This window comes from Novosphingobium sp. (assembly GCF_040398825.1).
In the GTDB taxonomy this organism is placed as follows: Bacteria; Pseudomonadota; Alphaproteobacteria; order Sphingomonadales; family Sphingomonadaceae; genus Novosphingobium.
This window is the reverse complement of record NZ_JBBATI010000002.1, coordinates 1-25,300: the sequence shown is the minus strand read 5'-3', so window position 1 is coordinate 25,300 and position 25,300 is coordinate 1. Positions and strand designations below refer to the sequence as shown.

Sequence of the window (25,300 nt, the reverse complement as noted above, 5' to 3'; positions counted from 1 at the left end):
GATTCAGTCAAGGGATTTGCAAGATGAGATTGTTCTGGTTGGCCGCGTGCGCGGTCACCGTCCCGTTGGGGACGACGGCTGCGTTGGCTGAACCGCTGACGTTTGGTGCCGCGCTGAGACGTGCGGCGGAATCGCCGAGTGTGCTGGGGAGCGATGCCGGCATCGCGGCAGCGCGGTCGTCCGCCATCGCTGCAGACCGGCTTCCGGACCCGACTCTTAGTCTGGAGCTAAAGGACTTTCCGGTCACCGGGCCAGACGCGGGCCGCCTGAACCGCGATAATTTCACGATGACGAGCATCGGCGTGAGCCAGCAGTTCACCAATCCCGCCAAGCGGCATGCCCGTGCGGCGATGGCGGCCGCAGGCATCACGGTGGCGGAAGCGGACCGGCTCATCGAAGTGCGCGCCGTTCGCCTCGAGACCGCGCTAGCGTGGATCGACCTCTATTACGGCCAGAAGCGCCTTGCCCTGTTGCAGTCGCTGGATGCCGGGCTCGATGATCTGCAGGCGACAGTAAGCGCACGCCTGGCCTCGGGCAGCGCGCGGCCCAGTCAGGCTCTCGAGCCCGCGCAACTGCGTGCCCAAGTGGCAGACCGCCGGGCGGCGCTGGTTTCCGATGTTGCCAAAGCCAAGGCCAAACTGATCCGATTCACCGGAGACACGGACGTACAAACGGCTGGCGAACCGCCCGAGCTGCCGGTCGATGAAGCGCGCTTGCGGTCCTCACTGGCGGCTGTCCCGATGCTGCGCGCCCGCGACGCCGCCACCCTTTCGGCAGACGCACAGGCGCAACTGGCGCGCGCAGACAAGCACCCGGACTGGACAGTCAGTGCCTCGTATGGCCGCCGCGAGCCAAGCTACGGCGATCTTGTGACAGTCGGGGTCACCATCGACCTTCCGCTATTCGCCAAGCGCCGTCAGGACCCGAAAATCGCAGCTGCCCTGAGCGAGGCCGATCGAACTCGGTTCGAACGTGCGGCCGCGGAACGCGAATGGGCGGCTGGGCTGGAAGCCAATCTGGCTGAACACACCATGCATCACCAGCGCCTCGAAAATGCCCGCAAGACCTTGGTGCCGCTCGCCAAGCAGCGGGCGATGCTCGACCGCGAAAGCTACGCGGCGGGCAAGACCGATCTCGGCACTGCGTTGCTGGCAACGCTTTCCGTCGCCGAGGCCGAAGTCGACCTGCTCGACCGTGAAGCAGAAGTCGCGCGAGACGCGGTCCGGATCAACATCACATATGCAGGTGCAACCGATGAGCTTTGAAACAATCTCGGCGGTGCGCTTGCGCGCGGCATTTCTGGTCGCCATCCTGGTTGCAGGAGGCGGCGGTTATTGGCTCGGAACCCAGCGGGAAAGCACCAAGCCAGCAGCCGGTGCAGCCGATCCCGTCGGCAAAGTGCTTTACTACTATGACCCGATGTTCCCGGACCAGAAGTTCGATAAGCCGGGCAAGTCGCCGTTCATGGATATGGAGCTCATGCCGAAGTACGCCGATAGCGGCAGTGCGGGCAGCGGCGAGGGCGGAGCGGCTCCGGGTGTTACCATCGATCCATCGGCCCGGCAGAACCTGGGCATTCGCCTAGTAGCTGCGAAGATCGGGGCGTTGACAGCGAACCTCAGCGTTGCCGGCAGCATCGAGTTCAACCAGCGCGATGTGGCCAACATTCAGGCGCGGTCGGGCGGGTTCGTGCAGAGAACTTATGGCCGCGCGCCGGGCGATGTGATCGGCGCAGGCGCGCCGATTGCCGATCTTCAACTGCCCGAATGGGGAGGCGCGCAGACCGAATTCCTGTCGGTCAAGCGGCTGGGCAATCCAACGCTTACCGCTGCCGCACGCCAGCGCCTGCGGTTGCTCGGCATGCCGGAAAGCGTGATTGCAGGCGTTGAACGCTCGGGGCGCACAGGTGGCACAGTCACAGTCACAAGCCCCATCGGCGGGGTGATCCAGACGCTTGATGCGCGCGCCGGGGCAACGCTCGGGGCCGGCCAGACGCTTGCTCAGGTAACGGGCCTCGGGACGGTCTGGCTCAATGCTGCCGTGCCGGAGGCGCAAGCGGGATTGATCCGTGTGGGGCAGAATGCCGCCGCCACGCTGACGGCGTTTCCAGCCGAGGCGTTCGCAGGCCGGGTCATTGCGATCTTGCCGACAGCGCAAACCGATAGTCGGACGCTGACGGTGCGGATCGAGCTCGCCAATCGCGGCGGCCGATTGCGCCCCGGCATGTTTGCAAGCGTTAGCCTTGGCGGTGACGCGCGCACAGCCCTGCTTGTTCCCAGTGAAGCGGTCATCCGCACCGGCACGCGCACGCTGGTAATGCTGTCAGCAAAAGACGGACGCTATCATCCTGCCGAAGTTCGCACCGGGCGCGAAAGCGGCGGCCAGACCGAAGTTCTCGCGGGGCTGAGCGAGGGCGAAGAGGTCGTTGTCTCGGGCCAGTTCCTGATCGATTCGGAAGCCAGTCTCACCGGCATCGTCGTCCGTCCGATTGGCGCGTCCAAATGATTGAATCCATCATCAGGGCCTCGGTCAGGGCGCGCGGGTTGGTGGTTCTGGCCGCGCTGGTGCTGATGATCATCGGGATTGGCGCGGTGCAGATCACATCGGTCGATGCGCTGCCCGATCTGTCCGACGTGCAGGTGATTATTCGCACGACCTATCCGGGACAAGCTCCGCAGATCGTCGAAAATCAGGTCACATATCCGCTCACCACAACCATGCTCTCGGTTCCCGGCGCACGCGTGGTGCGTGGCTACTCGTTCGTCGGTGACAGCTTTGTCTACGTGTTGTTCGAAGACGGCACTGACCTATATTGGGCGCGCAGCCGTGTGCTGGAATATCTCAGCCAGGTGCAGGGCCGCTTGCCGGCTGGTGCAACGGCCTCGCTCGGGCCGGACGCGACGGGTGTCGGGTGGATTTACGAATATGCGCTGGTCGACAAGACCGGGCGGCATGATCTCGCGCAGCTGCGCAGCATTCAGGACTGGTTTCTGCGCTACGAGCTGAAGGCCGTGCCAGGCGTTGCCGAAGTTGCCAGCATCGGCGGGATGGTCAAGCAATATCAGGTCGTTGTCGATCCGCAGAAACTGGCGTCCTACGGCGTGACAGCCGGCGAAGTGGGCGATGCTTTGCGGCGCGCCAATCAGGAAGCCGGCGGCGGCGTGATCGAAATGGCCGAGGCCGAATATGTCGTCCGCGCGGCCGGCTATCTGAAGACGCTGGAGGATTTCCGCTCCGTTCCGCTCAAGAGCGCGGGCGGCATCCCGGTCACCATTGGTGATGTGGCGACAGTGCAGATCGGCCCCGACATGCGGCGCGGCATTGCCGAACTCAATGGCCAGGGCGAGGTTGCAGGCGGGGTCATCGTCATGCGTCAGGGCAAGAATGCGCGCGAGGTGATTGGCGGCGTTCGCGCCAAGCTGGCCGAACTCAAGGCGAGCCTGCCGCCCGGTGTCGAGATTGTCACGACGTACGATCGGTCGGGACTGATTGACCGGGCTGTCGAGAACCTGACCGGCAAGCTGTTTGAGGAGTTTGCCATCGTCGCGCTCGTCTGCGCGCTGTTCCTCTGGCACGTTCGCTCGGCGCTAGTCGCGGTTCTGACACTCCCGCTGGGCATCCTAATCGCCTTCATTGTGATGCGCTTGCAGGGCCTGAACGCAAACATCCTGTCGCTGGGCGGAATTGCCATTGCTATCGGCGCGATGGTCGATGCCGCCGTCGTGATGATCGAGAACGCCCACAAGCACCTCGAACGCTGGGCGCACGATCACCCCGATGCAGAACTGAAGGGGCCGGAGCGCTGGGGTGTCATTACAAACGCCGCCGCCGAAGTGGGGGCAGCGCTGTTCCTCAGCCTTCTGATCATCACGTTCTCGTTCATCCCGATCTTCTCGTTGCAAGGCCAAGAGGGGCGGCTGTTTGCCCCGCTCGCCTTCACCAAGACCTATGCGATGGCCGGTGCGGCCCTGTTGTCGATCACGCTCGTCCCTGTCCTGATGGGCTGGCTGATCCGCGGGCGAATACCAGCCGAGCAGAGCAATCCCATCAATCGCTGGCTGACCCGGATGTATCAGCCCGCGCTCGATTGGGTTCTGGCTAAGCCCAAACAGGCGCTGCTTATCGCTGGGCTTGTGTTCGCGTCGAGCGTTTGGCCAATCAGCCAGACGGGCGGCGAGTTCATGCCGCAGATGAACGAGGGCGATCTGCTTTATATGCCCTCGGCCCTGCCTGGCATCTCCACGGCCAAAGCATCGATGCTGCTCCAGCAGACCGACCGGCTGATCAAGACCGTGCCCGAGGTGGAAAGCGTGTTTGGCAAAGCAGGGCGCGCCGATACCGCCACCGATCCTGCCCCGCTCGAGATGTTCGAGACGACGATCCGCTTCAAACCCAAAAGCGCATGGCGCGCCGGGATGACGCAGGACAAGCTGATCGACGAACTGGACAGGACGGTGAAAGTCCCCGGCCTTGCGAACTTCTGGATTCCGCCGATCCGCAACCGCATCGATATGCTGGCGACCGGCATCAAGAGCCCGATCGGCATCAAGGTCTCGGGCGCAAACCTCGACGAGATTGATCGCACGGCACGCCAGATCGAGGCGGTGGCCAAGACGGTGCCGGGGATCAGTTCGGCACTGGCCGAACGGCTTTCGGGTGGGCGCTATATCGATATCCAGATCAACCGGGCCGCTGCCGCACGCTATGGTCTGAATGTGGCGGATGTCCAATCGGTCGTGTCGGGGGCCATTGGCGGCGAGGCGGTGGGCCAAACCGTTGAAGGACTGGCGCGCTATCCGATCAGCGTGCGCTATCCGCGCGAGTTGCGTGACAGCGCCGACAAGATCGCCAGCTTGCCAGTCCTCACCCCGTCACGCCAGCAGATCACGCTGGGCACGGTCGCAGATGTGCGCATCACCAACGGTCCGCCGATGCTCCGCAGCGAGAATGGCCGCCCGGCAACCTGGGTCTATGTCGATGCAAGGGGGCGCGCAATGACGGACGTTGTGCGCGACCTGCAACGCGCCGTTGCCGAGCAGGTGAAGCTGCCGCCGGGCATCAGCATCGCCTACACGGGCCAGTTCGAGTTCCTCCAGCGCGCAACCGAACGGCTGAAGATCGTGATCCCTGCAACGCTGCTGATCATTTTTGCGCTGCTATATGCGACGTTCCGCCGCTGGGATGAAGCCGCGCTCATCATGGCGACATTGCCGTTCGCGCTGACGGGCGGGGTCTGGCTGCTCTACCTGCTGGGCTACAATCAATCGGTTGCCACCGGCGTGGGATTCATCGCGCTCGCCGGAGTATCCGCCGAGTTCGGCGTCGTGATGCTGATTTATCTGAAATACGCGCTGGCCGACCAGCCCCCCGATCCGGGCCAGACCGACGTGGCCGCTGCGGTGCGCGAAGGCGCGCTGCTGCGAGTCAGGCCCAAGGCCATGACCGTCGCCGTCATTCTTGCGGGCCTGATCCCGATTCTCGTCGGCACCGGCACCGGGTCCGAAGTGATGAGCCGGATCGCTGCCCCGATGGTTGGCGGGATGATCACCGCTCCACTCCTCTCGATGCTCATCATACCGGCCGCCTACCTTCTGATGCGCCGCCCAAGACACCGCCCAACCTATCAACACCCCCAAGGAGAACCCGAATGATTAGAACTGCCGTGACCATCGTCGTCACCCTGGTTGCCGCAGCACTGGCTGCTTGCAGCAAGCCCGCGGAAACACCGCAAAACGCCAGCCCCGAGCCCATGCCCGGCATGTCGATGCCAGCGGCAACAAGAGCCGGGCAGGCGACCGGCGTTGTCACCGCCATCGACACGGCGGCAGGCAAGATCACGCTCGATCACGGCCCGGTACCTGAGCTGCAGTGGCCCGCGATGACAATGGCATTCGGCGCGACGGCAAATCAGCTCTCGGAAATCGCTGTTGGCGACAAAGTGGCATTCAAATTCACGGTGACCGGCACGTCCGCCCAAATCACCGAGATCAGCAAGCAATGAGACCGCCCAGTTTCGAAGACCGACCCACCGGCTACATCGATTGTGGAGGCTCGATCATACCGAGCCACACAATCATGGCGAGAATTACGACTGCGGTGCCTGTTTCGATTGTCAGGCTGATGCGCAGCGCACGAATGGCGGCATTCGTTTCGCCCGTGGCGAGGCTTTGCTCCAACGCAGGAGTCAGTCGAAATCGGTTGGTTGCGGCGAGGCCAAGCATCACACCAAACAGGACCAGCTTGGCGAGAAGCCGTTGGCCCTAAAGTGTGAACGGCATATCAACAACGTGGTCTGGCCCGACAAGCACGAGGCCATTGATCAGTGTGCTCGGTCGGCTTTGATGTCGCTACAGATTTGCGCCGCCAGCAATATCAAGGACGGGCGCAAAGCCGCCTCCCGGCGTTCGCATATTGGTGGTCTGACCTTGATAAAGCCTGGCGGCCGTAAGCAGCCGCGTCCCTGCATAGGTGTACAGTCTCACATCGACTTTGAATGCTGACGGCGCGCCATCTCGAACTACCATCCGGTTGCTTGGCGGAGCAAAGGCCTGAGCGACATAGCTGCCACACAGAATTTCTGCCCAAACCTTGCGGGTCAGCTTTTCTCCGCGATAGGCGGCCTTACTGCCATGCCCACCTGAAGGCTTGAAGAACTGGTTCCGACGATCTGCCCACAAATTGTCGGCGTTGGCGGCGCCGACGACAACAGTTGCAGGGACGGCGGATTGCAAAGCATTCCGGTGCTGCGCTGCGAGGCCCCACCGCTCGAGCGCGGTGGCGTCCGAAAGCAAAGCCAAGTTGCGTTTATCGGCCAGGAGCGCGTGATTGTGGGGGTTCGGTGTTACCACTGCCCGGCCACTTTCATAGGCAGACCTCAGCGCCGTATGACGGTCGCCTGTCAAAGCGAAGTCAACGAGCCGGTTATAGACAAGGTCGATTCTAAGGTCGTTGAACCAAAGCGCCACGCCGTCGAACTTGAGCGCGGCGGGGTCGGCAATCACGGTCTGTATGCCGCTTGCGTTGAGGATCGAGCATGCAAGCTGGAACTCCGGGAGCAAAAATTGGGCCTCGGGATCGTCATCGACAATAGCGATCGTTGACAATTGCTCTGCTCCGCGTTGCAGCTGCCATTCGGCAATGAACATGGCCGATATTTGCTCATCAAAGTTTCGCCCCGGCAAAATGTTTTGGGCAAGCCTCTGCATTTCAAGGCAACACCCTCGCTGGGCGACGGCAAGGGCGTGGTTGAGAAAAGCACCGCCAGCGTTGGTATTCACCTCGATTAGTCGGGGACCGTCGGCGGTGATGTGAAAATCGTAACCCATCAGGGCGCCCATCGGCCCGAAATCCGCCAAGGCGATGGCTGGTGCCCATGCCATTGCAGCGGCTTGAAAATCCGAAAGCTGAGCAGCCGCCTCGACTGCAGCGACATCGTGTTCCATTGCCAACATCGTATCTGGCGCAACAAAGACCGGAACGTTTGAAAACAGCGAAGGGTGAGAACTGGCAAGCGCCGCTGCAAAGCCAGCAATGCCGACTTCGGCATCGAGATGTCGCGACAAGGCCGCTCGATCGAGGGTCACACAGAAGCACCCGTGATTCAGACGTTCTGCCAACGCTGGTGCTTCGGCGTCTGCGGATTTCTTCTCGGCTGCGGGCGTCAGCATGTGTGCGCCGACATCATTCCGGGGGCGTATCACGATAGTGAATAGCTCGGTCGACAAGCCCATTCATGAGCGACGCCGCCTGGATTGTCAGGGGATGCGGGGTCATCCCGGCGCGTGGTGAAATCTGTTCTGCCATCGAACGGGCCAGGTTGTGCTGATGCTCCGACGCGCCAACCAACAACGCTGTCACCAGATTTTCAAGGGCAATGACGCGAACGCGAAGTTGCACCAGTTCGGTGTTGGTCAGCTCAGGGACCTCAAATCGTGGAAACCAGGCCGTGCTTTCCTGGGGACCACAACGACCAGCGCCGCCTTCATTGTCCCACTCCGACAATGGACGTTGCAGGCTTTTTGGTGCGGGATCGTCGCAACTCTCTTCAGTCATGTTTCGCCCCTTTTGAACAAAATTCCGAGTAGGCTCTGGAGGCGCACGTCTTGCGGGCTGTTATGCCGGTCCAAACTCAAGAGATGTCGCCCTTCACAGCTCAGCGCTTCTGAGGCGCAGAGCGTTCCCGACAACGGACAAGGATGACAATGCCATCGCGGCAGCTGCAATGGCGGGTGAAAGCAGCAGGCCGAACGCCGGGTACAGCGCCCCGGCAGCCACCGGCACGCCAATCGCATTGTAGACGAACGCCAGAAACAGGTTCTGGCGGATGTTGCGCATGGTGGCGTGGCTGAGACGCCGCGCCCGGACAATGCCGTTGAGGTCGCCCTTGACGAGGGTAACCCCGGCGCTTTGGATCGCGACATCGGTGCCGGTGCCCATGGCAATACCGACATCGGCGGCGGCAAGGGCCGGCGCATCGTTGACCCCGTCACCCGCCATGGCGACAATGCGGCCTTCCGCTTTCAAGCGGTCAACCACGGCGCTCTTGGCGTCCGGGAGGACATCGGCTTCGACTTCATCGATGCCCAGTTTGCGCGCGACGGCTTGCGCAGTGACGCGGTTGTCCCCGGTGACCATGATGACCCGGATGCCTTCGGCCTTCAGTGCCGCAAGCGCGCCGGGCGTGGACTCCTTTACCGGATCGGCAATGGCAATGACGCCAGCGGCCTTGCCATCGACCGCGACCAGGATTGCGGTCGCACCTTCGTGGCGGTGCCGGTCGGCGGCTTCGGTTAGTGCGGCAGTATCGACACCGAGTTCGGTCAGATAGGCCGGGTTGCCGATGGCGACGCGGCGGCCGCCGACAGTACCAATAACACCCTTGCCAGTGGGAGCGTCAAAGTCGCTCGCGGTTTCAACGGGAAGCGATCTGGTGGCGGCTTCCGCAACGATGGCAGCGGCCAGCGGATGCTGGCTCGGACGTTCGACGGCGGCGGCAAAGCGCAAAAGGTCAGCTTCGGTGATGCCGCTGAACGGTTCGATGGCGACGACTTTTGGCTTGCCCGCAGTGAGCGTGCCGGTCTTGTCGACGAGCAGCGTGTCGACCTTCTCCATCCTCTCCAGCGCTTCTGCACTTTTCATCAACACCCCGGACTCGGCACCGCGCCCAACGCCGACCATGATCGACATCGGCGTTGCGAGACCCAACGCGCAGGGGCAGGCGATGATGAGAACCGTCACTGCCGCCACAAACCCATAAGTAAAGCGCGGCTCGGGGCCGAACGCCGCCCAGACGATGAAGGCGATGGCCGCGACAGCAATGACAGCGGGCACGAACCAGCCCGCCACCTGGTCCGCAAGGCGCTGGATCGGCGCACGGCTTCGCTGCGCATCTGCCACCATCTGGACAATGTGCGCCAGCATCGTGTCGCTGCCGACCTTGTCGGCGCGCATGGCGATGGCACCGGTCTGGTTGATCGTGCCAGCGATCACGGTATCGCCGGTCGCCTTGGTGACCGGCATCGATTCCCCGGTGACCATCGATTCATCGATCGTCGATCGGCCTTCGCTGACAGTGCCATCGACGGGTACGGCTTCTCCGGGCCGGACGCGCAGGCTATCACCGACAACAACCACGCCGAGCGAGACTTCCTCATCGGTACCATCGGCCTTTAGGCGCCGCGCCGTCTTGGGTGCCAGGTCCAGCAGAGCACGGATGGCGCCACCGGTGGCCTCTCGGGCGCGAAGCTCGAGCAGTTGTCCCAGGAGGACGAGCACGACGATGACCGCAGCCGCCTCGAAATACACCGCGACCGCCCCGTCCATCCGCCGGAACGCTGGCGGGAACAGGCCGGGCGCGGCGGTAGCGGCAACGCTGTAGATCCACGCGACGCCGGTGCCCATGGCAATCAGTGTGAACATATTGAGGCTGCGATTGACCAATGACAGCCAGCCGCGATGGAAGAACGGCCATCCCGCCCACAGCACGACCGGCGTTGCCAACAGCAACTGCACCCAATTCGAAACCTGCGGCGCGATCAGGTGGTCGATGCTGAAAAGGTGCCCGCCCATTTCGATGACGAACACCGGGATGGTCAACGCCAGCCCGATCCAGAACCGGCGGGTGAAGTCGGCCAGTTCGGGATTCGGCGGCGTTTCGGCTGTCATTACCTCAGGCTCGAGAGCCATGCCGCAGATCGGGCAGGCGCCGGGCCCGATCTGGCGGATCTGCGGGTGCATCGGACAGGTGTAGATCGTGCCTTCGGGAACCGGCTCGTGCGATTGCAACGCTTTGGGGGTTTCTGGCGGCGTCAGATACTTGTCGGGGGCAGCGACAAACTTGGTCCTGCATTCTGCCGAGCAGAAATAATAGGGATGCCCATCATGAGCGGCGCGGTGGCCCGTTTTGTGCGGATCAACCATCATCCCGCAAACAGGATCACGCTCGGTCTTGGCGGCATCTGTGCCCTTGTCGGTCAGGCCGGCTGGTTCCTGCGACCCACGCATAACAGGTGCTGTCGCCTCGAGCGCGTCGTGCGGTTTGCCTGCCATTGCACTTGTCCTTGTGGTCGATCAAAATTTCCCGCGTGCGATGAGCCTTCAACAATGGTGCAGCCAGGTTCAATGAAATCAACCCGGCTGCGCACCGCTGCTATTGCGCCGTGTGCCCGTGACGCTTCAGCCAGGACTGCAGGCTGACGATGTCCTTTTCCTGCATGGTGATGTCTTTCTGCGCCATGGTGCGGGCTTCCTTGTCGTTGGCTTGCGCAACCGCAATCTTCGACATCGCGATCGCACCGCGATGGTGCTCGATCATCTGGCGGACCCAGGTTTCGGAAGCTTCAGCGCCGACCACCATCATCTTGTGATGCATTGCCATACCGGCTTCGGCGTAGGGGTTGGCAGGCGTGTTCTTCATCATTTCGCCCATGCCACCCATCATAGGGTGATCCATAGTCTCCATTTTTGCATGATCCATGCTCTGCATTTTTGCGTGGTCCATAGCGGGCATCGGTGCGGCGGGCATCGGCGCGGGAGGCATAGGCATGCTAGGCTTTGGCATGGCATCGTGTTTCATACCTCCCATTCCGCCGTGATTCATGCCCGACATGGTACCCGGATCGTTCTGCGGCGACGTTTGCGCTGCGACCGGGGCTGCGATCAGGATCGCTGCGAGGGTTAGATATCTGTGCATCATTGTGCCTTTCCGTGGTGATTTCCCCGAATTTGAAATCGAACCGGGGCCGTCTCGTTGTCGCTACAACGCTTGGCGCATGGATTTGTTGCTCACATTGCCGCTACTGGCGGTTCGAGGGTGCCAAGCCAGGCAACGAGCCCGAGGATAGCAAACGCAGCAAGTGTCTCGAGCGTTAGGCTGACCTGAAGCCGCTGGAGCGCATGGCGCGCATCGTCAGGAATTCGGGCTGCGCCCAAAGCAGGTGTCAGACGGAAGCGGTTTATGGCTGCCAACGCAATCATGCCCGCAAACAGCGCGAGCTTGATGAGCAGCAATTGCCCGTAGAGCGATGTGCCCAGCGAAAGAACGTTAGAGGGGCCAACGAGCAGCCAGGAATTGATCAAGCCGCTTAGCAGGACCAGCGCAACGCTAGCCGTGCCTGCCGATGCGAAACTTGCCAGCGCCCGGTGCGATGCGGCGGTGCTGCTATGCCCGGCGGTGAGCAACCCCCAGAGCAACGAGGCGAGCGCGCCGACCCAGACGCCGGCGGCGAGCAGGTGAACAATGTCGGCGACCAAGTGCAAGGTGCCGACCCTGCCGTCATCCATGACGCCGTGGCCGGACCAAGCGAGTGACCCTAACGCCACCGCGCCGCAAAGCGCTATGGCGAGCACAATCGCGCGGCGGCCTGAGCGTTGCAGCGCGAGCACAAGGGCGGCTGCCGTAGCAGCCAGACGGAACAGAAACGCAGCCCCCACCGCGGTTTGCGTCACCATCATGGACACTGTTGCCGCGTCGACTTGAGCTAGGGGCACACCGCTCATGGCCGCTGCCAAGATCGCGATCCCGAAGATCGAGAGCAGCGTGCCAACCAGCGCAATCCAAGCGATCGTGGACCGCAGAGGCGCTGTAACTTTTGTATCGACGCCAGCAGGGGAATAGATCGCGAATAGCGGCACGCCGAACAACAACATCAGATCGGCGACAAGCGCCCATCGCACCACAATGCCGAGTGCGGCGTCCACGCGCTATCTGACCGTAAAGCTGTAACTGCCTTCAACCCGGTGGGTGTCGGCGGTGACGGCATGCCAACCCAGCGTATACGTGCCAGCGGGCAGCGGCGATCTTAGCGTACCGACCAGCGTCTTGCCATCGGCGGCAACGGTTGATGTCACCGCACCGACCGACATTGGCGCTGTCATCTTCATGCCGGGCATGTCGGTCATGAGGATCGATATGCCGGAAAACTGGGCCACCAGCGCTTCGCTGAAGGTCAGTTTGACCTGGTTGGTGCTGGCAATCGCGGTGTTGGCTGCTGGCGATGCGGCAACCAGTCTGGGATGCGCCTGTGCGGTTGTCGCGAACGCCAACATGCCGAGAGTGATTGCGGCAATGACGAGCTTGATCGGGGGAAGCGAGCGAAACGACATGATTGGATCTCCGAAGGGGTGCAATTGACCATACGCGGCTGGGGCGAGCGGCCCTCATTGCGGGCACCGATTTTCTGACCTTCGTTTGCAAGGCATATTGCATGGGCGGCAAAATGAGGGTCGTCTGCGGGGCCTGCGTATAGTGACTGACAAGCCGGGAGGACGGAATGACGGACAGCATCGATCGGGCACTGCAGATGCTTGGGCAGGCCGAGATGCCGAGCAGCGCTGCCAACTTCGAAAACGCGGTGATGGAGCGCATCGACGCCGCCGTGCGTGCCCGCGAAGCGCGGCCCACGCTGGGCGTCGGACTTGGCGCGGCTGCGGCGGCGCTGACCATCGGTCTGGCCAGCGTCAATCCGGGTCTGATTTCAAGAGACGCGCCGCTGGAACTGTCGGTGTTTTCGGCGAACGCAGCTTTTGCGCCTGCAACCTTGCTGGCCACTGACAGATGACCCCGCAGCTGCGCCGTGCCTTTCTGGTCGCGCTGATCGCCTTTTGCGCAGGGCTCGCAGGAGCCTGGGTCGGCCGAACGTTCATTCCCGCCCCTTCGCCGCCACGCGCCGAGCTGCATGACTTCCTGCACAACGGGCTCGATCTCGACGCAGGCCAACGCACCAGGCTCGAAGTGCTGGAGTCCGGCTTCGCGGTTCAGAAGCGCACTCTTGAAGGCCAGCTGCGCGCCAACAATGCCGAACTTGCCCGTGCGATCGGCCAAGAACATGGCGCAGGCCCGGAGGTAACCGCAGCGGTTGACCGCTCACATCATGTCATGGGTGAACTCCAAAAGGCCACGCTGGCGCATATCTTCGCGATGCGAGCGCTGATGCGCCAGGATCAGGCGGCAAAGTTCGATGCTGCCGTGACGCGGGCGCTTACCGCTGACGGACAGTGAACGATTCCGGGAGCCGGGCGGTGGTGACTGGCAACGTAACTGGCGAAGTGACTGGCGATCTGGCCAAATACTCCGACGGGGAACTGGCAACGCTGGCGCTCGACAGGAGCAGCGCAGCCTATGCCATGCTGATGCGGCGGCACGAAGCGCGTATCTACCGGCTCATTCGAAGTCATATCGGCAACAACGATGAAGCGCTCGATCTCGTCCAGGAAAGCTTCGTCGCGGCCTGGCTGGCGCTGAAATCCTATGATCCCGCTCGGCCCTTCGGCACCTGGCTGGCGCGGATCGCCATCAACAAGTCGCGCGATTGGGGGCGCCGCCGCGCCGTGCGCAAGTTTTTCACTTTCGCTGCGCCGTTGGATGGCGATGTGTTGGAAATTCCCGATGACGCCATCGGGCCCGATGTGGCAGCAGATGATCGGCAACGGATGGCCGCTGCGGCGCGCGCTATCCCGCAACTGCCGACCCAGTTGAAGGAGCCGCTGATTCTCTGCGCGGTGGATGGCTTGTCGCAAGCGGACGCGGCAACGGTGCTGGGGATCAGCGAAAAGGCTGTCGAAACCCGTATCCGCCGCGCACGGGCAAGGCTGACAGAAATACTTGGCAACGCCTGAGGGCCGCGCGATGGAACTGCGTATACCCTTTGACGGTTACACAGCCGCACATCTGGAAACGCGGCATCAGGGTCGAACGGTACATGTTGAAGCAGAAGGGCCGAGTCCTAGCGTCCGTCGGTTTTGCCATGCTGCTTGCAGGCTGCGCTACCGTGCAGCCCGGTCTCGACCCGCCGCAGATCAACAAACTGCTGGCGGCGCGCGGCGCTCCCCAACTGGGCTGGGAGAAAAACAGCAGCGGTGCCGATGCCGCACTGGTCACCCAGTGGCTTGGCGAACCGATGACCGCCGAACGCGCCGTCCGTGTCGCGATGCTGCGCAGTCCGCGGCTGCAAGAGGAATATGCCCGGCTAGGCCTGGCGCGCGCCGACATTATGGAAGCAGTCCAGATCGCCAATCCGCGCTTCGCCATCGGTAACCTCGATGCGCTGGGCGGTCATGGCAGCCAGCTTGCACTGGGGCTCACGCTGCCGCTGGTGGATCTTTTGGTCCTGCCGGCTCGCGCGCGTCTGGCGAGGTCCGATTTCGAGCGAGCCAAGCTTGCCATCGCCGCCTCGGTGCTCGGCGTCGGCTTCGACGTGGAATCGGCCTGGTATGATTACGTCGGTGCACAGCAAGTGGCGGATATGCGCGCGGCGGTCGCGTCGGGCATGGCCACATCGGGCGAACTGGCGCGCCGCTTCTACGCCGCCGGCAATATCAGCGAGCTGCAACTCAAACGCGATGAAGCAGCTGCGTCACAAGCGCAGATCGATGCATCCCGAGCGGCAGTGGCAGCGCGCATGGCCCGGCTAAAGCTGAACACGACCGTCGGTCTGTCAGGCGCCGACGCCGAATGGCGAACCAGCGACCGGCTGCCGCTGCCGGTGGCCACCGAAGACGATCCGGTGCTGCTCGAAACAATGGCAAACCAGGGCAATCTCGCGCTGCTCGCACAGGCGCGCGAGGTTGATATCCTGCGCGATGCTGCCAGAATCACGCGGCGGACGCGGCTGCTTGGCGATACCCAGATCGGCTTTGAGCGCGAACGCGAAACCGATGGATCGAAGATCCAGGGACCGACCGCCAGCATCGAAATCCCGATCTTTAACCAGGGCGGCGCACGAGTCGCTCGCGCCCAGGCACGCTACCTGCAAGCGCGCGCGCAATTGCTGACTTTGCAATTGAAGACCGACAATGCGGTGCGCCTTGGTGCCGAGCGCGTCCAGGTGCTCTCCGATATCGTCAAGACCCACCGCGAGGCGCTGATTCCAGCGCGCGAAACCATTGTCGAACGCAGCCAGCAAGAGCAGAATTACATGCTGATCGGTGTGTTCGAACTCATCCAGGCCAAGACGCAGGAATATGATGCCTATCAGGGTTATCTCGAAGCGATCCGCGATTACTGGCTGGCCCGGATCGACCTGATGCGCGTCGTCGGTGCCCGGCTGCCGAGCGAGCAGGAGGTCAGCGGCCAGACGCCGAGTGTCAGCGAAATCCTGACGCCGCGCGGCATTGGCATGGACCACAGCGGGCATGGCGCGGCAAGTGCTGGGCCAACTGCTGCGCCGGAGCCCATGGCCGACATGCCGGGAATGGATCATTCCGCGCATGACGCGCCGCCAGCGTTGCCCAGCCCGCCACCGCCGCCGCCAGCCCACCAACATCCCGGAGGCCCGTCATGACCATCGATCGCCGAAACCTGCTGATGCGCAGTGGCGCGGCGGCTGCCGCCGGTGCATTGGTCGCGGCCAACAGGGCGGCTGCACAAACACACGACATGGCCGCGATGGATCGTGACGCGATGCAGATGGCGCCAGCGCCAATGTCTTCTTCAGTGCCAGACGGTCCGCGCGATCCGCGCTACACCCCTGTCCGCACGCTCAATGGCTGGACGCTGCCATGGAAAATGGTCAATGGCGCGAAGGAATTTCACCTCGTCGCCGAGGAAATCGTCCATGAATTCGGCCCCGGTTCCAAAGCGACTTGCTGGGGTTATAATGGCTCCACTCCTGGCCCGACCATCGAGGCCGTCGAAGGGGACCGTGTCCGCATCTACGTTACCAACCGGCTGAAGGAACACACCAGCGTCCACTGGCACGGCCTGATGCTACCCTCGGGGATGGACGGTGTCGCCGGGCTCAACCAGCCCGCGATCGGACCGGGTGAGACGTTCGTCTATGAGTTCACGCTTCGCCAGCATGGCAGCCATATGTACCACCCCCATGCCGATGAAATGACCCAGATGGCGTTCGGCATGATGGGCCTGTTCATCATCCACCCGCGCGGGGGCGAGCCGGTCGCCATCGACCGTGACTATGCGTTCATCCTGCACAATTGGGCGCTCCACCCCGGCACGTGGCGGCCCGATCCCTCGATCATGGTCGATTTCAACCTGTGGACGTTCAATTCCAAGGTTTTCCCCGCCATCGACCCGATCGTGGCCCGCACCGGTGAGCGCGTCCGCATCCGTATCGGCAATCTTTCGATGTGGAACCATCCGATCCATCTCCACGGCCACGAATTTGCGGTCACCGGCTCGGATGGCGGCCGCCGCCCGCGCGGACAATGGACCTCCGAAGTCACCGAAGTCGTCAATGTCGGGCAGATGCGCGATATCGAATTTACCGCCATTCCCGGTGACTGGTCGTTCCATTGCCATATGTCGCACCACACGATGAATGCCATGGGGCATGGCGTGCCTAATCAGACCGGGGTTGATCAGGACAATGTCGAAGCCCGCGTGAAGGCAATGCTTCCGGGCTATATGAAGATGGGCCGCGATGGCATGGCCGAGCATCAGGATCACACCGATGGCGGCCACCCCGGACCGCCCAATACGATGGCGATGATGGTCGGCAACGGCCAGTTCGGCAATATCGAAATGGGCGGGATGTTTACCGTTGTGAAGGTTCGCGACGACCTTGCTCGCGGCGACTACCGCGATCCTGGCTGGTATCGTTTCCCCAGCGGCACCGTGTCACGCCGCGTCAGCACCGACCCCGATTTTGGCGCGCCGGTGCGCCGGACAGTCTGACCATAAGGTTCCCCGTCATGATCAAGCCCGTCCATCTTGCCGCATCGGCCCTGCTCCTCTCCGCACCGGCACTGGCGCAATTGGCCGATCCCCACGCTGGCCATACAATGCCTGGCGCGGCAACCACACCGGCCCCGCCGATGGATCACGCCGCAATGCCGGGCATGGACCACAGCAAAATGGACATGCCAGCCCCGGCGGCCTCCAGCGACAGCGCTATGCCCGCGATGGATCATAGCAAGATGAACCATGGTGGCATGGCGATGACACCCGCGTTAAAAGGCATGACTCGCAGCAATGTTGGTCCTGCAGAAGCCGCGCTCCAGTCCTTTTCGGATGCCCTCGAAGTCGGCAACAGCGACCTCGCGATCGCTCGCCTCGCCCCCGGTCTCAAAGTCGTCGAAGATGGTGTCGAGGAGAGCCGGGCCGAATACATCGGTGGCCACCTTGCGGCAGACATGGCTTATCAGAAGTCGGTGAAGACGGTGCTGCTTGAACGCAGTGTCATCAACGAAAGCCCGGTACAGGCGCGGATCGTCTCAAAGCTGCGCATGGTCAGCAATCGCAGCGACAAGATGATCGACTCGCTTGTCGAGGAGACGGCGGTTCTGACAAAGCTGCCCGATGGCTGGAAAATCGTGCTCCTCAAATGGGACTCTGCAAAATAGCGACGCTATGATCCGGCGCGGCGTTGGGCAGGAGACCCATTTGCAACATCCAGCTTACCCCGCCTGAATCAGCAAAGCTGCGAGGTCGAACGCGGCTCAGTCTGGCCAAGCCTTAACCACGGGCGGACTCGCTCCGAGCTACAGCAGAACCCTACAAGGTCCAGCCACTCCCCGGACTGGATAGGCTCATCAACGTTTCGCGGTGATCTGGGCCGATGCTTGAGGTTGGCTTGGGCACGTGAGCCTTTCACGTCATCAATTGCGGACACGGCACGGGACAAATCTTAGTGTTGCTCCGATGATGACATTGGAGGCGATCGCAGCCCGCGTCATGGTTCTGCTGGATAAGACGCGAGCCACAAGGCGCCTGCGAACAAGATGGTCGCTCCGGCGGCATAGCCGGCCAGCACGTCGGTGATCCAATGCACGCCGAGGTATATTCGCGACAGGCCGATCAGCAAGATCAGCGCAAATACCGGAACCGCTATCCACAGGCGCAGCCGCGGTGCCAATCGGACGATGACGAGCGCGATCATCCCCCAGATGGCTACTGCAGCCATGGCATGGCCGCTTGGGAAACTGTAAGTGTGTAGTGTCGCGATTTCCTGAAACAAATCGGGCCGCGACCGTTCGAAGTGATGCTTGAGTGCGAAGTTCAACGTCTCGTTGATGGCCATGACGCCAATCAAACCTGCAAACGCCGCCCGGTCCCTCCTGTGCCAGCACCACGTCAGGACAAGGAGGCCACTGACTGCGATCACCGGAAATGACCCGATGAAGCTGAACAGTCGCATGACCAGATCGAGCGTCGGCGTGTCGAACCTGTGGACCCAGAGGCTGGCTGCCCAGTCGAACTGGGTCGATTCGTGATGGACTACGTCCTCGGCAATCTTCGTGAACAGTACCGCGCAGGCCAGCGCGACCAAACCTATTGCGGCCTGTCGCCTGTCCACAGCGGCGGGCAGATTCCCGCGCAAGAAGGTCCGCCAGCGCATCCGGCTTGCGCCCGCAAGCAGCGCGCCGCCAATCATGAGATAGCCGAACTGAGAAAACAGGGAAATCAAGATTGCTGACAGATGCTCTACTCCTGTTCGTTTCAGTTCGGATACCGTTGCTCGGATTGACGCCTCCCGCTCTTGCTCGGATTAGAAAGCGGCTTGGCATCAGTCGAACGGAACCGTTGCCAGCAGATCGACCGCACACTGCGTCAATGCAAAGGTCTCCGTTCCTTCTCCGCCGGCTGGCTGACCATCGAGCAGTAGGCCCATCGAACCACCATTCTCCGCTGCCAGCGTGACCTGGGCGACTATGCCAAGATCATCATGCGGGCCTTCACGAAAGCGGCGCCTGACAATGGCCGCTCCCTGCCGCAGAAAATCGCCCAATGATTCGACACAATAGCCGGAAATGTGCAGTCCATTCTGGGTCGGCTGCAGCGCCAACAAGCGGTAGCCGTTCTCCCGGCCAAGCTTTGGATCAATCAGATGGAGCGGCGGTGCCTCGCTCGTTTGAGTGATTGCTTCGCTGGCCGTTTCGATCATTTGCGAAACATTGGTATCGCGCAACGCTTCGCGGACCGGTGCCCAGGATGTGCCTGGCCCCGCGAGCAATTCTGCGAACGCGATGCCTTGCGAGGTCTGGATCACTTGCGGGCGCACCGCTGTGCATTTGCCCGAGCCGATCAGCTCAATAATCTCTGAAGCCGAGGCCGCGCCGTGCAATCCTTTGGAGAGGAGGTTCATTGTGCCGCCTGGCAGCACAAGAATAACCCCGCCCCAACCACTCAGGCCGCTGACGGCAGCATTGATCGTCCCGTCGCCCGCAAAGATCGCGAGCATCGCCACCTCGGCCTTGTTCAGCTTTTGGGGCGTAGGTAGATCTTCTGCCGGGAAATGGATGGTTCGCTGGCACTGCAACCCAGCCGCTGCGATCGAGGCGAGCAGATCGACCAGCGCCGATGTGTCGTTACCTCCGCTGGTGTCGTTCACCACTAACCACAACGTATTTTCTTGTCTCATGCGGGGAAGAACCCAGCAAATGGCATGTTGTTTCCCAAGTGAGGTTTAGACCGGGGCCCCCATCAGCGCTTGCCCACGTTTTATGGGTCAAGTTCGCAAGCAACTTACATAACCCGCACAGCAAGCAACCCAACCGGACGCGATGCACCCACTTGATTGCTCAAATTCCAAGGCCAGCACTTATGAGCGTGGGAACCAAATTCGCTAACACCCATTCCGCATTGCTTTGCACGAAATGGCCCAAGACAATGTTACCCCGCGCACATCGCGGGCTCATTTGGGCCGGTTGCGGAGACTCCGCAACTGTCGGGCCGGGGCTCAGACCAGCGTGTGTCGAGGCAGAAGATCGGCACACCGAACAGCAGCATCAGGTCAGCATAGAGCGCAAACCTGATGCCGATGGTGAGCCGGTCTGTCATTTCACCTTGAAGCTAAACGTTCCTTGCACACGGTGCGTGTCGACCGATACCACGTGCCAGTTCAAGCGATAGCTGCCCGGAGCCAGCGGACGCTTGAGTGTCAGCATCAGCGATTTGCCGCCGATGACGGCCGATGTGACCCCCGCAACCTTAATCGCTGCTGTCGTGCCACGGCTCGCCAGTGCCGTCGCGATGATGTCGCCGCCGCTCATCGGTGCGATCAGCCGTTCACTAAACGCGAGCATCACCCGGGTCGGCCCTGCGACTGTCGCGTTGGCAGCCGGATTAGCACGCAGGAGCTTGGGATGAGCCTCGGCCGTCGCGCCCACGCCCAGCGCGAAAACGGCGAGTAGCGCCCTGATGGCATGGCTATGTTTCATAACGATCTCTCCGTGGTGTATTTATCGCTCTGCGTGAAGTCCGATCCGGTACAGGACAGCTCATTCGCGTTCCGGACATGCGCTGTAACCAGCCGTAATAACTGCCGCGCGGGTAATAGCGATTACGATATTGCCAAGAATTGCGCTGATGTTCGCGGGCATGTTGCCAGCGCAGCCGGGCGTCCGCGTCTTCGTGCCGATAATCCAGCTCGCGGTGGAGCTGCGCATGTTCCCAAGGGCTTTAACCCTGTTCGTGCGCCTCATCGTGTTCTTCGTCGAGCTGTTCGTGCACATCGTCATGGCGTTGATCAAGCCGCTGGTGCTGCTAGTCGTGGCGATATTGCTCATGTGCCGATGCCGGCATCGCGAAGCCAATCAGCAACGCACTACCCAGAATTGTCATAGCCAATTTTCGCATCAGTTTCCTCCTCAAGACAAAATGACCAATACGAAGACCGATCTGAACCCGCTCTGATCGAGGAGTGCAGCCAGTATTCACGGTCACACGAATAACGATAACATCGTTCGTTATCTTGCCATCGAGATCCACGACGCCATTGCGTATGTTGAGCGTATCGAGAGTTGAGCCCGGCAGCTCGGCGCTGCGAAGCGGAGCTGCCTCCTGCAACGATGAATGCAGAACACTTTCCGAGATCGTCGATCCGGAACCTGCGGGTCCCGCCATCCTGGAAATTGCCGACAGCCCGTGTTTGGCTACACGCTTGGGGTAAGCCACCATGCGTTCACCATGATGGAATTTGTCCGCTTTGCGCCCCAATGCCGGTAGTAAGAAGACCAAGGCGCTGCTCCCAAAAGCGGTGATTCAGGCCAAGCAACGCGCGAACTTCGCCTTTGCACCGCGAATGACGTGGTCTGCCTGACCGCTTTGAAACGCAAAGTCGCGCGAGTGTGAGGTCCGTGTAGCCTAATCGAGGCGTCGGCATGCCGACTAGCAACGCAAGCAATGCGACCGGGCGTTACCAAGGTGAAAATTGCTTGATTCCTTTGTTCCAGCGCACCAACATTACAGGGGAGTTAGCATATCATATGGCGGGCGCGTCTTCAGTTAACGATGGGCATTGGTTTGGAGCCGAACGGCGCGCGCGGTGTTACAACGTGTTTTGGGCGATTGGCCTGATCTTCGCGAGCGTCGCGCCGAGCTACGGAAACTGGCTCGTAGTCAGCGACCGTGCGCCGGTACGGACGCCTTATGGCGTCACCGCCGAGGTCAACTTGCGCACGATCAGCGATGTGTTTGGGGCCGAAGCGCGCGCATCCGGCGTCGCGCCATGCGCCCCGGCCGTCCATGCCAATTGGCGATATACTCCCAGCGCATCACGATGCTGAACGCTAGGGACGTGAACTGGCTGCCCTGATCAAAGCGAGTTGCCCTGCAACCCCACGTAGGAATTGACCATGAGAATTATGCTTCTTGCTATTTTTGCGTTCGCCACACCAGCGCGTGCCGATACTTATGAATTGCAGGCGACCCCGCAAACTGTTGCGTGGGGCCATTATGATGCAAGTGACAAGCCCGTGCTTACGATCAAATCGGGCGATACGGTGGTGATGCACACGCTGCTTACAAACAGTCCAGCGGGACTTGAGAAGGCAGGCGTTGCGCCGGCGGATATCGAGCCGGCGCTGCGCGCGGTATACGAAGCGGTGCCCGCATCGGCGCGCGGTCCGGGCGGGCATATCCTGACCGGCCCGATCGCGATCGAAGGAGCCGAACCAGGTGACACGCTCGAAGTGCGCATTCGCAAGGTCGATCTGGCAATACCTTATTCCTATAATGCGTTTCGATTTGGAGCGGGTTTCCTGACCGATGACTTCCCCTACGCACGGATGAAAATCGTGCCTCTGGATGCGCAGAGGATGGTCGGCAAGTTCGGGCCGGGGATTGAGGTGCCACTAGCGCCATTCTTCGGCAGCATGGGCGTCGCCCCGCCGCCAGCCTTCGGGCGTTACGATTCAGCACCCCCCACGATCAATGGCGGCAATATGGATGACAAGGCACTGGTGGCGGGCACAACGCTCTATCTCCCCGTCCATGCTCCCGGTGCGTTGTTCCAGGCGGGTGACGGGCACGCCGCGCAGGGCAATGGCGAAGTTGACATTACTGCTTTGGAAACCTCGCTTACCGGCACATTCCAATTCATCCTGCACAAAAAGCTGGTGACCCCTTATCCTTGGGCAGAAACGCCGACTGCCTACATAGCGATGGGCTTTGACGACGATCTCAGCCACGCAACACGCAAGGCTTTGCGCAACATGGTCGATTTTCTTGTAGCCCAGAAGAAAATGACGCGAGATGATGCCTATATGCTGATCAGTGTGGCGGGGGATGTTGAGATCACCGAATTGGTTGATCGCAACAAGGGCGTCCATGTGGTCTTGCAGAAATCGCTCTTTAAGGCCCAATGATCTTACCTGACAAAGAAAAATGCCTGCCCCGATCGTTGCCTATCATCAAACCAAATCACCTTGGGGCGGAATGAGGAATAATCAGAATGAGCAAGCGTATCATTGCCCTACTTATGTCCATCGGTCTGCCGCAGATCGCGTCCGCTCAACCCGTGTTGCCGGACTTGAGCGAGGCTCAAATCAAAGTATCCAAAGTGGCGGGCAATGTTTACCTACTCCAAGGAGCCGATGCCGGAAATATCGCTGCGTTGGTGGGAGAGGATGGCATCGTCATGGTTGATGACGAGTATGCACCCCTCGCTAGTAAAATTGCCGCTGCGCTCAAGGGTATTGGCGCAACCGAAAAGCCCGTTCGGTTCATCATCAACACTCATTTTCATTACGATCACGCAGGAGGTAACGCGGCATTCGCCAATGGAAACGTGACGATTATCGCGCATGACAATGCCCGCGCGCGCATAATGAGCGGCAGCGCATCGGGCATTGGCAGCAAAGTATTTTTTCAGACGCTTGCTGGCGAAAAGGCGGCGTTGCCGGTGATTACATTCGATCACGATGTCTCAGTGCATTTGAATGGGGAGGACATACGAGCGCTGCATTATCCGGCTGGCCATACGGACGGTGACTCGATCATCTTCTTCAAGAACGCGAACGTCGTGCACATGGGCGATGATTACGTGCGGTATGGTTTCCCCTTCATCGATGTTCAGGCCGGAGGCAGCGTCGAAGGCATGATCAAGGCTTGCGAAGGAGCCATCGCAAAGCTTCCGCCTGATGTGAAAGTGATCCCGGGGCATGGGGAGGTGTCAAACGTCGGCGAGGTGCGCGAATATGTGCAGATGCTGAAAGGGACTTCTGCGGCTGTCCGCAAGGCGATCAAAGCTGGAAAGACGAGCGATCAGATGAAGCGAGAAAAGATTCTCGCTCAGTGGAGCCAAAAATATTCAAATGATTTTATTGACACCAATAGTTTTATCGACACGCTTTATAGTTCTTTGACCTACCAGAAATATTCAAAATACAGAATTCATAATTAGAATGTGCGAGCGATACATCGCTCATAACTGATGAACGATTTATGTGAAGCGGCTTTTGGTCCTGCGCAAGCGGACGCATATCGCGCTCGCGCCGCTACCACCGTTCGCAGAACGGTCGCAGATCTAGCTCAAAGGTCCAGGCTTGGCGATTTTGCTGGGTCAGCGCGAACGCAGCATCCGCGATGCCGTCCGCAGAAAGAAAGAACTCCCTCGGTTTGTCGGCCATCCGCTGCATTGTGCTGGGAATGTCGATGACACCGTCAAGGATCAAGAGCGCAACGTGGATGCCCTCTGGGCCGAGTTGCCGGGCGAGAGACTGACAAATCGAACGCTGAGCGGCTTTTGCTGCTGCAAACCCGAGCGTGTCCGGGCGACCCCGCAAGGCCGCGCCGGCACCGACCACAATCACGTTGCCTTGTCCAGCCGAGCGCATCGCTGGCAATACTGCTTGGACGGCACGGATCAAGCCGGCGACGTTGACGTCGAACCCGGGCAGAAGTTCGTCCGCCTTGATGGAATCTACGTTCCCCCACCGCGCATTCCCCGCGTTATAAATGAGAGTATCGACCGGACCTTGTCCTTGCGCGATTGCGTCGAAACCCTCCCGCACCGAGCTATTGTCGGTCACGTCGACGGCATAGCCGCGAGCCGTGTCGCCGATGGCACTCGCCATATCTGTAACCCGATCAAGCGTACGTGCACATAGGGCGACGTCGTATCCGACCTTCGCAAACCGATTGGCGAATGATAGCCCGTTGCCCGGACCGACCCCGAGTATAGCGCAAACTTTCCGCATCAAAGTCTCTCCAGATCCGCCATCCACTGTCACGGGAACGTTCGTCCCTAACGAAGTGACGCATCCGCATCTAAGGTCTCGAGATGAGCCTAGTCGAGATAATACAGTGTATCTGGAAGAACCGTAACTGGTGTTTTCAGGCGGGGTCGGCTCTCAGTGGAAATCAACAACCAGCCCGCAAGCGGCTTAGCACGATCTGCTTTCCTCTATGGCTATCTGAAGCCGCCTGGCTCAAACCGGCCCACTTGCCGCCATCGGCAGCCGGTGAACGTAGGGCAAGTTTCATTCGCCGAGCTTGGACTAGCTGACCTACAGGAGCAGCTAGACGAACTGGCAGATTTCGCCCCACTTTAAGTCACTCGGCGCTCAGTGAAGCGTCCCGGGTTTCCTGGAGGCTATTTGGCTTGAGTCATGCGACCATATC

The 25,300-nt window shown here is 61.1% G+C and carries 23 protein-coding genes and 1 pseudogene; 13 read left to right on the top strand and 11 right to left on the bottom strand.

Annotated elements, in window-relative coordinates:
* Positions 1-23 precede the first annotated feature (23 nt).
* The 4 genes from ABWP89_RS01525 to ABWP89_RS01510 are packed head-to-tail and all read left to right on the top strand — an operon-like array spanning position 24 to position 6,001.
* On the top strand, positions 24-1,265 hold the full coding sequence (locus tag ABWP89_RS01525) for a TolC family protein (protein ID WP_353226678.1): 1,242 nt from the start codon (positions 24-26) through the stop codon (positions 1,263-1,265).
* Entirely contained in the window at positions 1,255-2,505 is a 1,251-nt protein-coding gene (locus ABWP89_RS01520; RefSeq protein WP_353226677.1) for an efflux RND transporter periplasmic adaptor subunit, read from the top strand. Before ABWP89_RS01525 ends, ABWP89_RS01520 begins: the two co-directional genes overlap by 11 nt.
* Positions 2,502-5,651 carry an efflux RND transporter permease subunit gene (locus tag ABWP89_RS01515; protein WP_353226676.1) on the top strand — a complete coding sequence of 1,050 codons (3,150 nt, stop codon included), beginning with the start codon at positions 2,502-2,504 and terminating at the stop codon, positions 5,649-5,651. The genes ABWP89_RS01520 and ABWP89_RS01515 overlap by 4 nt, the downstream gene beginning before the upstream one ends.
* Positions 5,648-6,001 (top strand): copper-binding protein, encoded by a 354-nt coding sequence (locus ABWP89_RS01510; RefSeq protein WP_353226675.1) that lies wholly within the window; start codon positions 5,648-5,650, stop codon positions 5,999-6,001. The genes ABWP89_RS01515 and ABWP89_RS01510 overlap by 4 nt, the downstream gene beginning before the upstream one ends.
* 31 nt (positions 6,002-6,032) lie before the next feature.
* Here ABWP89_RS01510 and ABWP89_RS01505 read toward each other — a convergent pair.
* The 7 genes and pseudogenes from ABWP89_RS01505 to copC (ABWP89_RS01475) form a co-directional block, all read right to left on the bottom strand.
* Positions 6,033-6,248 (bottom strand): annotated as a pseudogene (locus tag ABWP89_RS01505) (CopD family protein); the annotation flags it as partial.
* A 99-nt stretch (positions 6,249-6,347) separates the two neighbouring features.
* On the bottom strand, positions 6,348-7,667 hold the full coding sequence (locus ABWP89_RS01500) for a hypothetical protein (RefSeq protein ID WP_353226674.1): 1,320 nt from the start codon (positions 7,665-7,667) through the stop codon (positions 6,348-6,350).
* 13 nt (positions 7,668-7,680) lie between these two features.
* Complete coding sequence (locus ABWP89_RS01495) at positions 7,681-8,052, bottom strand: hypothetical protein (RefSeq protein WP_353226673.1); 372 nt, start codon at positions 8,050-8,052, stop codon at positions 7,681-7,683.
* 93 nt (positions 8,053-8,145) lie between these two features.
* Positions 8,146-10,503: a heavy metal translocating P-type ATPase gene (locus ABWP89_RS01490; RefSeq protein ID WP_502915212.1), complete on the bottom strand. Its 2,358-nt coding sequence runs from the start codon at positions 10,501-10,503 to the stop codon at positions 8,146-8,148.
* Positions 10,504-10,648: 145 nt separating this feature from the next.
* Positions 10,649-11,194, bottom strand: coding sequence for a DUF305 domain-containing protein (locus ABWP89_RS01485; protein ID WP_353226671.1), 546 nt, complete (start codon positions 11,192-11,194; stop codon positions 10,649-10,651).
* A gap of 89 nt (positions 11,195-11,283) precedes the next feature.
* The gene (gene copD / locus ABWP89_RS01480) at positions 11,284-12,198 is read right to left on the bottom strand and encodes a copper homeostasis membrane protein CopD (protein ID WP_353226670.1); all 915 of its coding nucleotides are present in this window, start codon (positions 12,196-12,198) and stop codon (positions 11,284-11,286) included.
* 3 nt (positions 12,199-12,201) lie between these two features.
* Positions 12,202-12,546 carry a copper homeostasis periplasmic binding protein CopC gene (gene copC, locus ABWP89_RS01475; protein WP_353226669.1) on the bottom strand — a complete coding sequence of 115 codons (345 nt, stop codon included), beginning with the start codon at positions 12,544-12,546 and terminating at the stop codon, positions 12,202-12,204.
* 224 nt (positions 12,547-12,770) lie between these two features.
* Here copC (ABWP89_RS01475) and ABWP89_RS01470 point away from each other — a divergent pair, with 224 nt between their 5' ends.
* From ABWP89_RS01470 to ABWP89_RS01445, 6 genes are all read left to right on the top strand, one after another.
* On the top strand, positions 12,771-13,058 hold the full coding sequence (locus ABWP89_RS01470; RefSeq protein WP_353226668.1) for a hypothetical protein: 288 nt from the start codon (positions 12,771-12,773) through the stop codon (positions 13,056-13,058).
* Positions 13,055-13,498: a periplasmic heavy metal sensor gene (locus ABWP89_RS01465; RefSeq protein WP_353226667.1), complete on the top strand. Its 444-nt coding sequence runs from the start codon at positions 13,055-13,057 to the stop codon at positions 13,496-13,498. The genes ABWP89_RS01470 and ABWP89_RS01465 overlap by 4 nt, the downstream gene beginning before the upstream one ends.
* 47 nt (positions 13,499-13,545) lie before the next feature.
* Positions 13,546-14,115: an RNA polymerase sigma factor gene (locus ABWP89_RS01460; RefSeq protein ID WP_502915211.1), complete on the top strand. Its 570-nt coding sequence runs from the start codon at positions 13,546-13,548 to the stop codon at positions 14,113-14,115.
* Between the two features lie 83 nt (positions 14,116-14,198).
* Complete coding sequence (locus ABWP89_RS01455) at positions 14,199-15,779, top strand: TolC family protein (RefSeq protein ID WP_353226665.1); 1,581 nt, start codon at positions 14,199-14,201, stop codon at positions 15,777-15,779.
* Entirely contained in the window at positions 15,776-17,131 is a 1,356-nt protein-coding gene (locus ABWP89_RS01450; RefSeq protein WP_353226664.1) for a multicopper oxidase family protein, read from the top strand. The genes ABWP89_RS01455 and ABWP89_RS01450 overlap by 4 nt, the downstream gene beginning before the upstream one ends.
* A 17-nt stretch (positions 17,132-17,148) precedes the next feature.
* Positions 17,149-17,799, top strand: coding sequence for a hypothetical protein (locus tag ABWP89_RS01445; RefSeq protein ID WP_353226663.1), 651 nt, complete (start codon positions 17,149-17,151; stop codon positions 17,797-17,799).
* Between the two features lie 329 nt (positions 17,800-18,128).
* Here the strand turns inward: ABWP89_RS01445 and ABWP89_RS01440 are convergent, their stop codons facing one another.
* The 3 genes from ABWP89_RS01440 to copC (ABWP89_RS01430) form a co-directional block, all read right to left on the bottom strand.
* Positions 18,129-18,863 (bottom strand): phosphatase PAP2 family protein, encoded by a 735-nt coding sequence (locus ABWP89_RS01440; RefSeq protein WP_353226662.1) that lies wholly within the window; start codon positions 18,861-18,863, stop codon positions 18,129-18,131.
* A gap of 99 nt (positions 18,864-18,962) precedes the next feature.
* Positions 18,963-19,817, bottom strand: coding sequence for a diacylglycerol kinase family protein (locus tag ABWP89_RS01435; RefSeq protein ID WP_353226661.1), 855 nt, complete (start codon positions 19,815-19,817; stop codon positions 18,963-18,965).
* A 415-nt stretch (positions 19,818-20,232) separates the two neighbouring features.
* Positions 20,233-20,616, bottom strand: a complete 384-nt coding sequence (gene copC, locus ABWP89_RS01430; RefSeq protein WP_353226660.1) for a copper homeostasis periplasmic binding protein CopC — start codon at positions 20,614-20,616, stop codon at positions 20,233-20,235.
* 148 nt (positions 20,617-20,764) lie between these two features.
* On the opposite strand from copC (ABWP89_RS01430), the gene ABWP89_RS01425 reads away from it, so the two are divergent.
* From ABWP89_RS01425 to ABWP89_RS01415, 3 genes are all read left to right on the top strand, one after another.
* Entirely contained in the window at positions 20,765-21,091 is a 327-nt protein-coding gene (locus tag ABWP89_RS01425; protein ID WP_353226659.1) for a hypothetical protein, read from the top strand.
* A gap of 941 nt (positions 21,092-22,032) precedes the next feature.
* Positions 22,033-23,043: an acetamidase/formamidase family protein gene (locus ABWP89_RS01420; RefSeq protein ID WP_353226658.1), complete on the top strand. Its 1,011-nt coding sequence runs from the start codon at positions 22,033-22,035 to the stop codon at positions 23,041-23,043.
* Between the two features lie 86 nt (positions 23,044-23,129).
* The gene (locus tag ABWP89_RS01415) at positions 23,130-24,080 is read left to right on the top strand and encodes an MBL fold metallo-hydrolase (RefSeq protein WP_353226657.1); all 951 of its coding nucleotides are present in this window, start codon (positions 23,130-23,132) and stop codon (positions 24,078-24,080) included.
* A 94-nt stretch (positions 24,081-24,174) separates the two neighbouring features.
* Here the strand turns inward: ABWP89_RS01415 and ABWP89_RS01410 are convergent, their stop codons facing one another.
* Positions 24,175-24,876: an SDR family NAD(P)-dependent oxidoreductase gene (locus ABWP89_RS01410; protein ID WP_353226656.1), complete on the bottom strand. Its 702-nt coding sequence runs from the start codon at positions 24,874-24,876 to the stop codon at positions 24,175-24,177.
* Between the last annotated feature and the right edge of the window lie 424 nt (positions 24,877-25,300).

Bases quoted from the DNA above. Each gene is read 5' to 3' on its own strand.
- ABWP89_RS01525 (WP_353226678.1), top strand. From the start codon at position 24: ATGAGATTGTTCTGGTTGGCCGCGTGCGCGGTCACCGTCCCGTTGGGG.
- ABWP89_RS01520 (WP_353226677.1), top strand. From the start codon at position 1,255: ATGAGCTTTGAAACAATCTCGGCGGTGCGCTTGCGCGCGGCATTTCTG.
- ABWP89_RS01515 (WP_353226676.1), top strand. From the start codon at position 2,502: ATGATTGAATCCATCATCAGGGCCTCGGTCAGGGCGCGCGGGTTGGTG.
- ABWP89_RS01510 (WP_353226675.1), top strand. From the start codon at position 5,648: ATGATTAGAACTGCCGTGACCATCGTCGTCACCCTGGTTGCCGCAGCA.
- ABWP89_RS01500 (WP_353226674.1), bottom strand. From the start codon at position 7,667: ATGCTGACGCCCGCAGCCGAGAAGAAATCCGCAGACGCCGAAGCACCA.
- ABWP89_RS01495 (WP_353226673.1), bottom strand. From the start codon at position 8,052: ATGACTGAAGAGAGTTGCGACGATCCCGCACCAAAAAGCCTGCAACGT.
- ABWP89_RS01490 (WP_502915212.1), bottom strand. From the start codon at position 10,503: ATGCGTGGGTCGCAGGAACCAGCCGGCCTGACCGACAAGGGCACAGAT.
- ABWP89_RS01485 (WP_353226671.1), bottom strand. From the start codon at position 11,194: ATGATGCACAGATATCTAACCCTCGCAGCGATCCTGATCGCAGCCCCG.
- copC (WP_353226669.1), bottom strand. From the start codon at position 12,546: ATGTTGGCGTTCGCGACAACCGCACAGGCGCATCCCAGACTGGTTGCC.
- ABWP89_RS01470 (WP_353226668.1), top strand. From the start codon at position 12,771: ATGACGGACAGCATCGATCGGGCACTGCAGATGCTTGGGCAGGCCGAG.
- ABWP89_RS01465 (WP_353226667.1), top strand. From the start codon at position 13,055: ATGACCCCGCAGCTGCGCCGTGCCTTTCTGGTCGCGCTGATCGCCTTT.
- ABWP89_RS01455 (WP_353226665.1), top strand. From the start codon at position 14,199: ATGTTGAAGCAGAAGGGCCGAGTCCTAGCGTCCGTCGGTTTTGCCATG.
- ABWP89_RS01450 (WP_353226664.1), top strand. From the start codon at position 15,776: ATGACCATCGATCGCCGAAACCTGCTGATGCGCAGTGGCGCGGCGGCT.
- ABWP89_RS01445 (WP_353226663.1), top strand. From the start codon at position 17,149: ATGATCAAGCCCGTCCATCTTGCCGCATCGGCCCTGCTCCTCTCCGCA.
- ABWP89_RS01435 (WP_353226661.1), bottom strand. From the start codon at position 19,817: ATGAGACAAGAAAATACGTTGTGGTTAGTGGTGAACGACACCAGCGGA.
- copC (WP_353226660.1), bottom strand. From the start codon at position 20,616: ATGAAACATAGCCATGCCATCAGGGCGCTACTCGCCGTTTTCGCGCTG.
- ABWP89_RS01425 (WP_353226659.1), top strand. From the start codon at position 20,765: ATGTTCGCGGGCATGTTGCCAGCGCAGCCGGGCGTCCGCGTCTTCGTG.
- ABWP89_RS01420 (WP_353226658.1), top strand. From the start codon at position 22,033: ATGAGAATTATGCTTCTTGCTATTTTTGCGTTCGCCACACCAGCGCGT.
- ABWP89_RS01415 (WP_353226657.1), top strand. From the start codon at position 23,130: ATGAGCAAGCGTATCATTGCCCTACTTATGTCCATCGGTCTGCCGCAG.
- ABWP89_RS01410 (WP_353226656.1), bottom strand. From the start codon at position 24,876: ATGCGGAAAGTTTGCGCTATACTCGGGGTCGGTCCGGGCAACGGGCTA.